Origin of the sequence: Nostoc sp. (assembly GCF_036916575.1) — a bacterium.
Lineage (GTDB): Bacteria > Cyanobacteriota > Cyanobacteriia > Cyanobacteriales > Nostocaceae > Nostoc.
Window position 1 is genome coordinate 54,840 of record NZ_JBALGC010000028.1, and the last position, 14,447, is coordinate 69,286.

13 protein-coding genes are annotated in these 14,447 nt (G+C 42.6%); 7 read left to right on the forward strand and 6 right to left on the reverse strand.

Annotation, left to right across the window (positions count from 1 at the left end; genetic code table 11):
- Positions 1-93: 93 nt before the first annotated feature.
- From V7L29_RS07550 to V7L29_RS07560, 3 genes are all read left to right on the forward strand, one after another.
- Positions 94-1,125: a ComEA family DNA-binding protein gene (locus V7L29_RS07550; RefSeq protein WP_334688255.1), complete on the forward strand. Its 1,032-nt coding sequence runs from the start codon at positions 94-96 to the stop codon at positions 1,123-1,125.
- 200 nt (positions 1,126-1,325) lie between these two features.
- Positions 1,326-1,760 (forward strand): ferritin-like domain-containing protein, encoded by a 435-nt coding sequence (locus V7L29_RS07555; RefSeq protein WP_104906910.1) that lies wholly within the window; start codon positions 1,326-1,328, stop codon positions 1,758-1,760.
- A 336-nt stretch (positions 1,761-2,096) separates the two neighbouring features.
- Positions 2,097-3,065 carry an FTR1 family iron permease gene (locus V7L29_RS07560; protein ID WP_334735086.1) on the forward strand — a complete coding sequence of 323 codons (969 nt, stop codon included), beginning with the start codon at positions 2,097-2,099 and terminating at the stop codon, positions 3,063-3,065.
- A gap of 203 nt (positions 3,066-3,268) precedes the next feature.
- Here the strand turns inward: V7L29_RS07560 and V7L29_RS07565 are convergent, their stop codons facing one another.
- Together V7L29_RS07565 and V7L29_RS07570 are read right to left on the reverse strand one after the other, a co-directional pair.
- Complete coding sequence (locus V7L29_RS07565) at positions 3,269-4,087, reverse strand: enoyl-CoA hydratase/isomerase family protein (RefSeq protein ID WP_334735043.1); 819 nt, start codon at positions 4,085-4,087, stop codon at positions 3,269-3,271.
- A gap of 744 nt (positions 4,088-4,831) precedes the next feature.
- Positions 4,832-5,767 carry an ABC transporter substrate-binding protein gene (locus tag V7L29_RS07570; protein ID WP_334735044.1) on the reverse strand — a complete coding sequence of 312 codons (936 nt, stop codon included), beginning with the start codon at positions 5,765-5,767 and terminating at the stop codon, positions 4,832-4,834.
- Positions 5,768-6,210: 443 nt separating this feature from the next.
- On the opposite strand from V7L29_RS07570, the gene V7L29_RS07575 reads away from it, so the two are divergent.
- Positions 6,211-7,710: a family 10 glycosylhydrolase gene (locus V7L29_RS07575; protein ID WP_334735045.1), complete on the forward strand. Its 1,500-nt coding sequence runs from the start codon at positions 6,211-6,213 to the stop codon at positions 7,708-7,710.
- 248 nt (positions 7,711-7,958) lie between these two features.
- Here the strand turns inward: V7L29_RS07575 and V7L29_RS07580 are convergent, their stop codons facing one another.
- Both V7L29_RS07580 and V7L29_RS07585 read right to left on the reverse strand, forming a co-directional pair.
- Entirely contained in the window at positions 7,959-8,585 is a 627-nt protein-coding gene (locus tag V7L29_RS07580) for a chloramphenicol phosphotransferase CPT family protein (protein ID WP_334688251.1), read from the reverse strand.
- A 369-nt stretch (positions 8,586-8,954) separates the two neighbouring features.
- Positions 8,955-9,557, reverse strand: coding sequence for a molybdenum cofactor guanylyltransferase (locus tag V7L29_RS07585; RefSeq protein ID WP_334735046.1), 603 nt, complete (start codon positions 9,555-9,557; stop codon positions 8,955-8,957).
- Positions 9,558-9,650: 93 nt separating this feature from the next.
- Between V7L29_RS07585 and V7L29_RS07590 the strand changes: the two genes are divergently transcribed.
- Both V7L29_RS07590 and V7L29_RS07595 read left to right on the forward strand, forming a co-directional pair.
- Positions 9,651-9,797 (forward strand): hypothetical protein, encoded by a 147-nt coding sequence (locus V7L29_RS07590; protein WP_334735047.1) that lies wholly within the window; start codon positions 9,651-9,653, stop codon positions 9,795-9,797.
- A gap of 74 nt (positions 9,798-9,871) precedes the next feature.
- On the forward strand, positions 9,872-10,168 hold the full coding sequence (locus V7L29_RS07595) for a PIN domain-containing protein (protein WP_334688248.1): 297 nt from the start codon (positions 9,872-9,874) through the stop codon (positions 10,166-10,168).
- Between the two features lie 229 nt (positions 10,169-10,397).
- On the opposite strand, the gene V7L29_RS07600 is transcribed toward V7L29_RS07595, so the two are convergent.
- Positions 10,398-12,455 carry a thioredoxin domain-containing protein gene (locus V7L29_RS07600; protein ID WP_334735048.1) on the reverse strand — a complete coding sequence of 686 codons (2,058 nt, stop codon included), beginning with the start codon at positions 12,453-12,455 and terminating at the stop codon, positions 10,398-10,400.
- Between the two features lie 288 nt (positions 12,456-12,743).
- On the reverse strand, positions 12,744-12,899 hold the full coding sequence (locus V7L29_RS07605) for a hypothetical protein (RefSeq protein ID WP_334688246.1): 156 nt from the start codon (positions 12,897-12,899) through the stop codon (positions 12,744-12,746).
- 478 nt (positions 12,900-13,377) lie between these two features.
- On the opposite strand from V7L29_RS07605, the gene clpP reads away from it, so the two are divergent.
- Complete coding sequence (gene clpP / locus V7L29_RS07610) at positions 13,378-13,989, forward strand: ATP-dependent Clp endopeptidase proteolytic subunit ClpP (protein ID WP_334688245.1); 612 nt, start codon at positions 13,378-13,380, stop codon at positions 13,987-13,989.
- Positions 13,990-14,447 lie beyond the last annotated feature (458 nt).

The following is a 14,447-nucleotide window of genomic DNA, read 5'->3' on the forward strand; positions in this document are numbered from 1 at the left end:
GTAAAATTTATGACGATTTCTTAAACAAACTACGTTTGAGTAATAGTTTGAAGCATTTGAACCAATACCTTTTAAATTGTGCCAGGATCAGAAATGAAAAAATTTCGCTATATCTGTTTAACAGTGGCAGCTGCGGCAATAGTTACCTTAAGTTCCTGTAGCAGTACACCAACCGCAGAAAATCCATCAGCACCAGTTACTAGTCCTCAAGCTACAGAGGCAGTAAGTGAGAACAGTCATAGTGGTCATGGTGGCAAAGAGAAAATTAACATTAACACCGCAATATTGTCAGAATTGGATAAGTTTGAAGCCAAGCTAGGTATCCCGGCTTTATCCAACAAAATTCAGGCAAATCGCCCCTATGGCAGCCCAGAAGATTTAGTTAGTAAAAAAGTAATTACTCAAGAGCAGTTCAACCAAATTAAAGACCAGGTTGGTGTTCAGGAAGTGGTACTTACAGGTGAGGCAAAAGATGTTGACTATATGTCTAAATTAGGCTTAATGAAAGGGCATCTTTTGGTAGCACAAGAACTACTTGATCAAAATCAGCCGAAACAGGCAGAACCTCATATTGGACATCCAGTTGAGGAGATTTACGTTGATGTAGAAGAACAATTGAATGAACGCAAAGTCAAAGAATTTAAGACAACTTTGGTGAGTTTGCAAGATTTAGTGAAATCTAATCCCAAAAATAGCAAAGTTAAAACTAATTTTACTTCTTCAGTGCAAGCAGTTGATGGAGCGATCGCAGCTTTGCCAGCAGATCAACGCTCAAAACCAGGATTTGTGCTACAGGTAATTAATGAATTGCTAGATTCAGCTAACTCCGAATATGGCGCTGCGATCGCAAATGGTAAAATAACCGCCCCAATTGAGTATCAAGACTCTCGTGGTTTTGTCGTTTACGCCAATGATTTATACAAAGGAATTTCTAGTCAAGTAGCTCAAGCAGATCCCGAAGCACACAAAGCGATCGATGCTAGTTTCGCTGAACTAATAAAAGTTTGGCCCGCCGCCATCCCACCAGCGAAAGCAGTCAAAACTCCTAATGATGTTACCAAGCTAGTGAAAACCATTGAGGAAAACTCTCAAAAAGTGGTTGACAAATCCAATACCCAAGCATAGCGATAACACTTTCATTTAATGGGAAGGGTAGGGTAAGGAGTTTAAAATGAGGAAATAGTTACGAGTTAGGAGTTAGAAGTTATGAGTTATGAGTTATGAGTTATGAATCTCAATATGTTAACTCGTAACTTCCAACTCTTCACTTCTAACTGTTAACTCCTAACTAATTAAACTCCATTCGTTACTTAAACTAACAACTGATGCAAGAACTTGACCAGAAAAAGACCATTGACCTGCTGAACGCCATCATGGAATTTGAACTAGCAGGAGTAGTGCGCTATACACATTATTCTTTGATGGTGACTGGTCCTAACCGTATTCCAATCGTGGCTTTTTTCAAAGCACAGGCAAGTGAGTCTTTACTTCATGCCGAACAAGTGGGAGAAATTCTCACTGGTTTAGATGGGCATCCCTCCCTGAAAATTGCCCCAATGGAAGAAACCTACCAGCATAAAGTCAAGGATATCTTAGCAGAAAGCTTATCCCATGAAAAAAAGGCATTGGATCTGTATAAAGATCTGCTCGAAACTGTCACCAATGCCAGCATTTATCTTGAAGAATTCGCTCGCGGCATGATTGGGCAAGAAGAGATGCATAATCTCGAACTGAAAAAGATGCTACGCGATTTTGGTTAATAGTCATTAGTCATTAGTCATTAGACCTCTTGCATAAATGCTTAAATCGTCATATTAAGCGGAGCGATACATCTAGTGAGATTCTTCTCTCCACTGCGTTTCGTACCCTGCGGGAACGCTGCTCGAACAGAATGACATACCTGATTTTGGGACTTTTGCAAGAGGTATATTAGTTATTGGCTAGGGATTAATGACAAAGATAGAAGTATGAACGGAGCGAAAAACCGGAGCAGAGAAAATCTCCGCTCTGGATTTTTCAATCTTTGGCTTCCGACTATAAGAACTTCTCCTAAGGGAGACGCGCAAGCAACAGGGACAAAAGACAAAGGACAAAAGATGAATTTTAGTAGTGCTCTACCTACCTTTGTAATAACACTCCGAGAAGGAGTAGAAGCTGCCCTTGTTGTTGGTATTGTGCTAGCTTTGCTCCAAAAAGCTAAACAATCACGACTCAACTCTTGGGTATATGCTGGTGTCGGCGTTGGCATTGTCGTCAGTGCCTTAATAGGTGTGCTATTCAGTTGGATAATTCAAGTATTGGGAGCAGTGAATCCTCAATACACCTCCGTAGTTGAGCCAGGGCTAGAAGGTGTGTTTAGTGTGTTAGCGATCGCAATGCTCAGTTGGATGCTAATCTGGATGACCAAACAAGCCAGATTTATGAAAGCTACAGTTGAAGGAGCAGTTACACAAGCACTGACACAAAACTCAAATGCTGGTTGGGGTGTTTTTATTTTAATTTTAGTTGCCGTTGTCCGCGAAGGCTTTGAAACTGTTCTGTTCGTTGCTGCTAATTTTCAACAGGGATTAATGCCAGCGTTGGGTGCTATTGGTGGTTTGGTAGCGGCATCTGCCATTGGGGTGCTGCTATTTAAATGGGGTGTCAAAATTAACATCCGCCAGTTTTTCCAGGTAATGGGCGTTTTATTAGTGTTGATTGTCGCTGGGTTGGTAGTTTCAGCTTTGAAACATTTTGACGACGCTGTGGCTAACCTTGCCCTTAGCAGTCGTGCCACAGAAAGCCTTTGTTTCTATTACGAACGTTTTACAAAAGTCCACTCCTGTATTTTGGGGCCAATGGTTTCAAATACTTCCACAATCTTGCCTGACGAACAGTTTCCTGGCATCATCCTCAAATCTTTATTTGGTTATACAGAGAATCTCTATCTTGTACAAGCAGTGGGATATGTGATCTTTTTATTCACCATTGGAGGACTGTATTTCCGCAGCCTTGGAGGTGCTTCTCCTCAAGGTAAAAAAAATATCCCCTTTGCTCAAAAACCAATTAGTTCTACAAAGGATTAAAAGTAGGGTCAATTTTATATTTTTTGCCTCGTTCCCTCGTTCCCAGTCAGAGACTGGGAATGCCTATTGGGAGACTTTGCCTCCTCTATTTATCATTCAAGGTAGAACCTGGAAACAAGATTTGAAATTATGAATAAAGAATTTTTTGTCAATCGCGAACGCGAACCTTTCCGCGAACAAATCTTTTTTGTCCAAAAGTCCAATTATTCTGGATTACTCAAAAACACCGGACGCCGTTTTTGCAAGAACGCGGACAGTCCCTCTCGTCCTTCAGCTGAATTGGCGCAAATCGCCATTGTCTGACGTTCTGCTGCGAGTTGTTGGTTCAGGGTGTGATCAAAAGACTGGTTGATTAATTGCTTCATGTGCCCCAATGTTTCGATTGGCATTTGGGCAACGCGCTTTGCTAATGCTTGGGTATTCTCAATCAGCTTATGAATAGGAACGATCCGATTCACTAAACCAAGTTGATGAGCGGCTTTGGCATTGAGCGGTTGATCCAGCATAATGATTTCCATAGCTCGTCCGATTCCCACTAAACGAGGTAGGGTAAACGACCCACCAGCGGGTGTAGGCAATCCATAGGATGTATTGGACTGCTTCAGGTAAGCCGACTTTGCCATAATCCGTAAATCGCAAGCTAATGCTAGGAATAAGCCTGCCCCTGCTGCGACTCCATTAATCGAAGCAATCACAGGCTTTGGTGTGGTGCGGATTTCTTCAATACACTGATGCAGCACAGCAGTTAAAGCTAAAAATGAATCGCCCGGAGTATCAGGATTTGCTTGAACGGCGAACTTCAAATCTCCCCCAGCACAGAAAGCACGCCCTTTACCCGTAATCACGATAGCTCGAATTGCCGGATTCTGTCTTGCTTCAATCAGGTGTTGCTGCAACAACTCAGCCATCTCCAGGTTAATGGCATTGAGTACGGCTGGGCGAGCAAGCGTGATGTACAGAATGCTCTGGTCAATTTGAGCCGTCAGTGGCAATCTTATCGATGATGAACCGTTATTATTCATGAATCTTTTAAATCGATATCCCCGAATTGAGTATCGATTTAGCCTTATACTTTTGACTAACCAGGCTTTGAAAGATCGCCATAGATTACTGAGCATTTGAAGAAAATTCATATCATTCTCTTGAATGTAAGAAACTGTTTGTAAGTAAAAGCAAAGAGAAACAGTACGAAGATTAAAGGAGGCACATTGAGGAATATATAGCAACCCTAAATGATTTCTCAAAAGGATCATTAGACATTTTTTGTTCCTTCAAGTGTTGATAGTAATTTGTAGTGTCACGTTACAGGTAAATAGCCTTATAACCTTGTACTTGTATGTTATACAGCTTGATGATATGCAATTCCAGATTAGGGTAGAATTTTTTCTGAAAAATATCGGCATGAATGTGAATCTATATCACTAATAGTTATCATCAGCGACGGCGTAAGAAAAAGAAAACTTACATTTGTCAGCCCTCAAAGGCAAACAAGATGCTCAAACGCGCTACCAAAACTTATCAACAACCAACGAACCCATCGCCAAAAGTTTTTGAGAAGTTTAGCAATCTGCATTTTTAAATACTGGTATCCATAAGTAAAGAATACTCTTTAATATAGAACTCCGATTTGATTTCTAAAAATATACTAAGACTGAAAAGCCTGTTTTATCAGGGTTTTATCTAAAATTTTGTTCAAAAGTCAAACAGGAGTCCTAACCTCCGATAAATGCATCCTTGATTGACTGCGACGTTCTCTGATTATTGAGCTAAGTGCCCTGTGGTGCAAACAATGCTTGCTTAAGCTGCTCACAAGCCTTTTCAATTGCATCTATACTACCTGGATTCACCAGACCATAATAATCAAACACATAAACTCGGTTATTTTTAGTTGCTTGCAGTTGCTGCCAAAAAGCTTCCTTTTTTAGCGAATCTAAAAGCGTTACTTCCGAATTTCCTTGCGGAGGATTAACTGAAATTATCACCTCTGGATTTGCTTCTAAAACTTTCTCAGCCGAAAGCGTCACATAGCCAGGAATTGGACTTTTTCCTTGTAAATCTGCTGCTATATTTTTCGCCTGGAATTTCGCCAGCAAATCCCCTGCCCAACTATTTTTATTCGGGGCTAAAATTGGTTGACGACTAACCAGCACTAGAGTAGAAAAACCCGGAGTTGCCTTTTCTGGCAAGAAAGTTTTATAACGATTTAACAAAAGTTGAGGATCAGCGTCAATTGATTTAGCCAGTGTTTTAGTAAGTTCTTCTAGAGATTCCCAGTTATTTACCTTAGTGAGAAAGGTGGGAATTCCTAGCTGCTGAAGTTTTTGAATTGGGATGTTAGAAAAACCTTCTGCACCAATAACTAAATCTGGTTTGAGCGCTACCACTTTTTCTAAATTTGGCGGACTTTGCCCTTCACTAACGTGGGGAATATCCTTGAATCTTGAGTCATTCTTAAATAATTTGCTACCAGTGATTCCGACAATTTTTGTTTGATCAAGTCGGGAGATAATGTCAGCAGAAAGAGGAGAAAGAGCAACAACTCTTTTTGCTGATCCTTTTGGTAATTGCTGAGAATTTGTGTTTGTTACCTCAGTAGGGTTTGTGACTTTTGTTTGTGGCTGCTGAGTGGTTGGAGTCGTGCAAGCAGCTAAAACTATACTCATCAAAAGTGCTAAAGCAGATAAGAGCCAACGACGATACATATTAAAATTCCTTCTGGGGTAAGAATGGCATAAGAAGCATACTCAGCACCATATTCAAAAATAGCAAATGTAGCTTTTAGTTAACTTGGCTTGACTTTGCCATTGTTGCGTATATGCGTAGCGGTAAGCCAGCAATGACAAGAGCTAAAAGTCAGGGTATTCTTGGTTCAAAAATCCGACTGGTTTTGACAGATTTTCACTAACTAAGGTAGAGGCAAAATCTCCCTAATAGGAGACTAAACTTGCTGCGTATTAAACTGTTTTTATACAGCCCTGTATGGGTTTATGTCTTTATAAAAAAATGTGGCAACACAAATAGGCCTTTGGCAGTCTTGAAAAAATAGGTTTTAAAACCTTTACTACTTAACTATATAATTCGATACACGTTGCCTACAATTATCTGAATTGGGGTCGATGATTATTGTGTCCATCTACTGGTAGGTATGTCTAACCATCGCTTGAACGTTGCAAGATCAACATTATTTTGGCGGCGTCTATTCGCTGTTGTTTTCACTAGTAGTTCGTTGCTGCCTAACTTTGGAACCGAACCAGCAAGGGCGCAAGTAACCCAGTATTGTCAGTTACCATCAGCAGCGGCGCAAGAAAAAGAAAACTTACGTTTATCAGCCCTCAAAGGTAAGCAAGATGCTCAAACGCGCTACCAAAACTTGCTACAAGAACAGGCACAGGAATTACAGGAGTGCCGCACTCGGACTTGGCCTCAAACCCAAGCCATTTGGTTGCGCGTGTATCCCTGTGACATTCACCCAGGAATAATTGATCAGGTTATGGATCGAATTGTCAACGGTGGGTATAACCAAGTTTATTTAGAAGTATTTTACGACGGGCAGGTATTATTGCCAGCAAAAGCTAACCCAACGGTTTGGCCTTCTGTGATTCGCACTCCAGGATCAGAAAACGCCGATTTACTCGCCACAGCAATTAAAAAAGGTCGGCAACGCGGTTTGAAGGTCTACGCCTGGATGTTTACCACAAATTTCGGCTATACTTACGCCCTGCGCCGAGATAGAGAAGCAGCGATCGCTCGTAATGGCAAAGGTCAAACCAGCCTATATGTTGTAGATAACGGTTCTCAACTATTTATCGATCCCTACAACCTGCAAGCAAAACGCGATTACTACCAATTAGCACGAGAAGTTTTGCGCCGTCGCCCAGATGGCTTGCTATTGGACTACGTGCGCTATCCCCGACAAGCAGGAAGTGATTCTATCGCCACCAAAGTTTCAGATTTATGGCTATTTACTCCTGCAATTCAAGAAGCTTTATTTAAACGGGCACAGAATTACAAAGGACTGGAGTTGATTCGCCGCTTTTTGAGTAAAGGATACGTCACTAGCGGAGATATAGCAGAAGTTGATAAACTTTATCCTCAAGAAGGAGAACCCCTTTGGCAAGGACGCCCTCTGCCATCAACGCAAAAGTCAATCCTGTCTGCAACCGACAGACAACCACTTTTACAATGGGAGTTGTGGCAGCTTGCCGTTGCCCACGCCATGCAAGGAATTCTAGATTTTGTCACCATAGCTAGTTACCCAGCAAAGCAGCAAGGTATTCCCACAGGCGTGGTGTTTTTCCCTAATGGCAACCAAACTGTAGGACAAGGGTATGATTCCCGTTTGCAACCTTGGGATCGGTTCCCGACTACATTAGAGTGGCATCCTATGTCTTACGGGAATTGCGGTAATGTCAGTTGTATTGTGTCGCAAGTGCAACGGGTTTTGAGTATGGCAAAACCGGGTACGCAGATAATCCCTGCCTTAGCTGGTGTGTGGGGAAAATCCGTTAGTAATCGTCCCTCCCTAGAAGCGCAAATGCAGGCACTTCGCCAATTCGCCCCCCAACTGAAGGGAGTTAGCCATTTTGCTTATTCTTGGCAATATCCTGAGAGTGATAGCGATCGCAAATTCTGTCGAGTTAAGTAAATTTCTTACACAAGTAGTGAAAGGGATTGAATTTCCCTTTCAACTTTCACCTTATAGAATCACACACTTAGGACTTACGCAACGCCGATATTGTCATTGCGACCGAAACAAAGTGTAGGGAAGCAATAAGAGCGTCAGGAGGGATTACTTCGCTATCGCTCGTAATGACGAAATTACGTTATTTTTGCGTAAGTCCTAACACTTTACAAATTCATACCAAATATAATAAACACAGTCATAACTACAGCTTAAGTATAGTGAGCAGCGAGTCGTTGGAATGCCGACGATACTGGACTATCTGCGAGGTGCTGGCGTATCACCTCGGCACACGCACCCGGAGTTAACAACGAGGTATCGACTTCAAGGTCATATATGCCAGGGATGTGGACTTCACGTTGCCATAACTGAACTGGATGTGGTATCGGGGAGTCGGCAGCACTGACTACGTTCCGAGGAGTGTTTTGTCGTCGTTCCATAATGATTTCGATGGGGCAGCGAACGCCTACGAACAAGACCGGCAATCCGTTCAAACGCCGGGCACTATCGGCCAGAATACCCCGCTCCCTTGCGTAGGCGTCATGGTGTCCGACATCAACCACGACATTCAAACCCAAGCGGCTGTGGGCGGCGATGGACTCATACATGGCGCTGTACAGAATGGGAACGAGGGGTTCAATGTCCTGGCGTTCTCCCCCTGGCCGCAGACCGATCCCAGGCAGGTATCGTGCGGGAGTCATTTGCATAAACCTATCGACACCCAAGTTCATCCACAGACCATTAAATGTCTCCTGGATGACTGCGACAATGCTCGACTTCCCTGATCGTGGGGCACCATTCAGGATGATAATCTGTCCTAGCTCCTGTGTCTGCCTCATGATCACTCCTCGCGTCCTTAATACATATAGTTAGCAGTTCCACGTTAGGGCTAAAACGTTGAATAGGCAATTGAAAATGCTTCTACTTCAGCCAATGCCTCATGGCTGAGGTAGAGATTTAATTGTGAGTGCAAGCACAGCCTCTTCCTACCAGAGGGCGCAGAGAAGGTAAAATTATAAGTAAAAATATTAATAATTATAAAAATGAAGCGTAAATGGATAATTTCACTTTTGATACTGCCAATCCCAATTTTAGCTTTAATTAACACTTATAATTCACGCGCTCAGACCTGATCCGAAGAATGACTTTATTACCAGAGTTTCCGCAGGTTAAGTTCACGATTAAGTTTTTACCTTTTTTGACATGAATTAACTTAAAGCCAAGTCCTCTGGTGTATTACAGTTAAACAGCATTTCTGGTTCTGCTAAGGGCAAAACTTCTACAGGATATTGCCGAAGCCACTGCTGAAACGATCGCCCCCCTTGGTTGATAAACTCTAGGAGCTGTGGTAAACAGCGACGGCGATAGAAACCACACAGAGGTTCCCAGCCTTTAGGATGATCAGCCAAAGCTGCGATCGCATTATCGCCCACGCGATCAAGTCTACTTACCCAATCTTGCAACACCTCAACCCGCAACTTCGGTAAATCGCAAGCTAGCAACAGCACCCAATCTGTCTGTACTTTGGCTAATCCTTGAGCAAACCCAAATAAAGGCCCCTGGGCAAGAGATTCTCCAGACATGGGCACTTCCCGGATAAACTGACAACCAGGCAAAAGCAAGTGTTGATAGCGTTCCGGCCAAGAAGTTACTACATAAACAGTATCAGCACAGCCTTTAGCAATCCCACAAACTCGCTGTAACAACGGCACTCCTTGAATAGGAATCAAGGCTTTATCTTGACCCATGCGAGAACTCTTACCGCCTGCTAATACAATGGCGGTTAACTTGCTACATGAGTTAATAGTCATTCGTCACAAAAATAGAGGGTAAAAAACGAGTCAAACTAAATTAACCCCTGACGCTGAAAGTAGAATAAATTTATCTTCTACTTAAACCCCATCATGGCTATCCAAGAACTCGAACAACAACTCCTTCAGCTTTCCCCCAACGATAAACTGTACATCATCCAACTCCTTGCCCAAAGCCTGACCACACACAACAACATCCACCTAGATCAACCAAGCAAACTTTCAGAGTTTTTTCGTTAATCCCCCTTGGCTGAACTCACCGAAGAACTTGACCTTAGTCGAGATCGCACCCTTAAGAGCGATGCCTTTACCCCATGACCTACCTCCTTGATACCTGCGTGATTTCCGAATTTGCTGCCAAACAACCAAATCAACAAGTTTTAGATTGGCTAGATGCTCAAGTGCCAGAAATACTTTACCTTAGCGTCATCACAATTGGCGAAATTGCTAAAGGCATCAGCAAAATTACTGCATCTAAGCGGAAAGAATCTCTAACAACTTGGCTGAATGAAACCTTGCCTAATCGCTTTCAACAAAGAATCTTAAATATAGATGTCCCAACAATGTTTTTGTGGGGAAATTTAGTCGGGCAACTAGAACAAAATGGGTGACCTTTACCTCTCATGGATTCTCTTATTGCTGCGATTGCAATTCACAACTCTTTATCACTTGTCACCCGTAACGAAAAAGATTTTGCTGGGACAGGGGTTGTAATGGTTAATCCTTGGTCTGTTTAGGTATCATCACTATACGGGATCAAATGAGCAACCGCGCAGAAAGTATATGATCAAGATTGGATGACCTGCTGGTAACATTCTAGTTGGGAGAAATAAAACTATTTCACGCTCTCACCTGACTTTTCTCTACTTGCTGCAATAAATGCTCTATACTTTCTGCTGGTGCAAGGCACTTCATCCCTTGGCAAACTAATCCAACGCTTCCCTCTGGTAAATCAGATGTTATAGCAAACACAGCCACTGGCAGAAACTTGGGGCTCAAAGAGTTTATTTGCTCAGTTGTGCTGCGAATCAAGGTAGAATTCCGATACCAATCCAAAGCTATAAATAAACTGGGACAAGCTTGAGGAGCGCGATGCATGACACTCCTAAAAGCTTTCAAACCAAGTTCTGCTAAATCCAAATAATCTAGATTATCGGTGAGTAGGGCGAGACGGACAAGGTTAGCGATCGCAATTCCATTGGCTGATGGTGTGGCATTATCAGCATAACTACGCTCCCGTACAATTAAATCTTGACTAGAATCACTTGATGTGTTATTATAACCACCTAATTCCACACTCCAAAGAAATTCGTTGAATTCATCTTGGATAGCGATCGCTTTTTCTAACCATTGCTTCTGCTCAGGGTTGGAAGCTTGTAAATCCAAGAGAGCTTTAATAAAAAAGGCGTAATCTTCAGACTGCGCTAAAACGCTTGGTTCTCCTTGATAGTTGAGTCGGTGGAAACGCCCATCGACAAACTGATTTTCCAAGATAAAATTCGCCGCTGGTGCAGCTAATTCCAGATATAACGGTTGTTGGAAAACCCCAGCAGCCCTAGCTAGCCCAGAAATCATCAAGCTATTCCAAGCGACAATCATCTTCGTATCTGTCACTGAGGGAATGCGACCTGGCCAGTTAGTGGTTTTTGCTTCCTGGTTGTTACGAGCTGGGGGAAAAGTTTCTAGTGACTCAGAACTGACGCCATAGCGAACAGTAAACAGCTTGCTCAGTGATGTTTCCAGCGTTGCACTCAATTGACCTGAATGGCGTCTTTGCAAAACATTACGTCCTTCAAAGTTGCCGTTAGCGGTAACAGTAAATTGTTGTTGTAATTCCGTTAATTCTTCAGGCGTTAACAATTGTTGTAGCTCACTGTAACTCCAGACGTAAAAGGCTCCTTCTTCTGGTTCTACCGCCGTGGGTTCAGTGAAGCTATCGGCATCTTGAGCAGCATAGAAGTAACCTTCAGGCGCGGTCATTTCCCGCTTCAGCCATTGTACAGTACCAGCAACTGCCCTCTCAAACGCTGGTTCTTGTACTCCTGCACTCCACAAAGAAGCTAAATACTCCACAATCTGTCCATTGTCGTAGAGCATCTTTTCAAAGTGGGGTACTGTCCAAGTAGGGTCAACAGTATAGCGATGAAAGCCACCGCCTACATGGTCATAAATACCTCCCAGCGCTAAATCTAGTCCCCGCTGGGTACAAACTTGCTTGCCATCATAGCGGGATTCAAAATTAAATCGAGTTCCCCGCAGTGCTAATTCTGTGTAGGGAATCATCGGAAAACTGTTGCCAGATTGACTAGGGGTAATTATGCCTGTACTGGTTTCCCAAGCTTGGCGGAGTAATTCCCGGTCTTCAAGCTCATCTGTTGTACCATCTTGCAACACCGCAGACGTGAGCAGAGACTCAATAATTAAAGCTTTGCGTTGCTGTAAGTCCTCTTTTTCTGTATCGTAATAACGGCGAAGGGCTTGCAGTACTTGCAAAAATCCCGGACGACCGTAGCGTGGGTCTACAGGGAAATAAGTACCAGCGTAAAACGGCACTAAATCTTCTGGGGAAAGAAATACGTTTAAAGGCCAACCCCCTTGACCACTCATCATCTGCAAAGCTTGCATATAGATGCTATCGAGGTCAGGTCTTTCTTCCCTATCTACTTTGATGGGAAGATAATTGGCATTCATGTACTGGGCGATCGCAATATCAGAAAAAGCCTCGCCTTCCATGACAGTACACCAGTGGCAACTAGAGTAGCCAATAGAGAGAAAAATCGGTTTATTTTGCGCTCTTGCAGTTGCAAGTGCTTCGTCACACCAAGGCCACCAATCAATCGGGTTTTCGGCGTGTTTGCGGAGATAAAGGCTCTTAGCTTCAGCAAGGCGATTAGTCATGATCAAATGCAAGTAGTTGCCTTCTTTGCTCAGTCTACCCTGTTCCCAGGAGTGTTAGCCTAGACGGCTATGTACATAAGCAAGAAACCCATTACTCCTTAAGTAGGAGGTAGTAGTGCATGTCTTTGGCATCGCCTAAGTAAGTTGTTGTAAAAAACTCCAGGTTTGTAGTGAGCGCTTTAGCGCTAGAGCGCTCACTACAAGGCAATCATAAAGCTTTACTTTTCTTTATACAGTTCGGTTTATTTGCGCCGACTTACTTACACCTGTGCAAATTGTGAAACATTCTTACTGAATAGATTGCAATAGCAAGCTAACAATATTTGGTGGCGTTTCTGGCACAGGTGATGCTGTCTTTGTCTGAATCAAAATATTCGGGCTAAGTCCTGCTATCAGGTGGAGCAAGAAGGTGATGATGGCGGCTTGTACAAGTTTTTCCAGCATGGCACGTCTCTCTCTGGGTGGATAGCATTTCAAGTATGACTAGTTATTCTAAATACACCTCGTATTACCGATTTACCGAATCTAACAAAAATAACTTAATAATTGCTGAGGTAAATCCTAAAAAAATGTTTAAAATGTTACTGAGTATTTAACGTAATTCCCTAAGCAAGTCGGATTTCGGTTATCGGTCTAATTACCACATCGCCAAGGTTGTACAGCAAAAGCCGAAACATGAGATTGGCAAGAGTTGGAGTTTTTGATTTATTCTTCCCTAAATAGGGATATTCTTTTAGACAGCTTTTGCGATTAAAAAGTGCCCTTACAGGTTAAATCTATTGCATAAGCACTTTTTGCTCCCTTGTTAGATAAAGCAGAATGGGAAAGATTTACTTCTATCTACCTGGGAACAGTAGAGATCAGCCCCAGTTTCGTGCTGTCACCGATAAAATGTATTTAAAGTAGCCACAAACACGCTTCCATGATTCCTATCGTTATTGAACAATCGGGTCGAGGTGAACGCGCCTTTGACATCTACTCACGGCTGTTACGTGAGCGCATCATCTTTTTGGGACAACAAGTTGACAACAACATTGCTAACTTGATTGTTGCCCAACTGCTGTATTTGGATGCTGAAGACCCGGAGAAAGACATTTATATGTATATCAATTCTCCCGGTGGTTCAGTGACGGCTGGTATGGGCATTTTTGACACTATGAAACACATTCGCCCTGATGTCTGTACAATTTGTACCGGATTGGCGGCGAGTATGGGCGCTTTCCTCCTAAGTGGTGGTACTAAGGGTAAGCGGATGAGTCTACCCCATTCTCGGATTATGATTCATCAACCTTTAGGCGGCGCTCAAGGACAGGCGACTGATATTGAAATTCAGGCGCGGGAAATTCTGTATCACAAGCGGCGGCTAAACGACTATTTAGCTGAACATACAGGTCAACCAATTGAGCGGATTGCTGAAGATACTGAACGTGACTTCTTCATGTCGCCAGAGGAAGCTAGGGAATATGGTTTGATTGACCAAGTGATTGACCGTCACGCAGCTGGTAGCCGTCCAGCAGTTGCTGTTCTTAATTAATAGTCACGATTGGTAAATGGTGATTTACCACTTTTAATTCTCTTAAACCCCAAAATAATCCCTCTTCACTTATGAAGAGGGGTTATTTTTGGAATGGGTCGCCTGCTCCAATACGCTTGGGTTAAGGAAATTTATCTGTTTAGACAGGCTGTTCTTGAGCAGGGAAAGCAGAGGAGGCAGGGGGAGAGAAAAAGGCTTATACAAGCGTATTGTGGCCTGCTCAAGTACTTAATACCAATTTGAAAAAATAGGATGCACCAGCCACATCAAAGCTACAGAACTTTTAAAGCCTTAAAATTAGCAATCAGGAGAAATGCAGATACATTTGCTGTAATTTGTATAAACTAAGAGCTTGATGATTTTTAAATCATATTTTTGAATTAAAAACCTGATTTACAAGTTCTGAAGCTAATTTACGATTTCAAAACTCGATTTACAAGTTCAAAACTCGATTTACG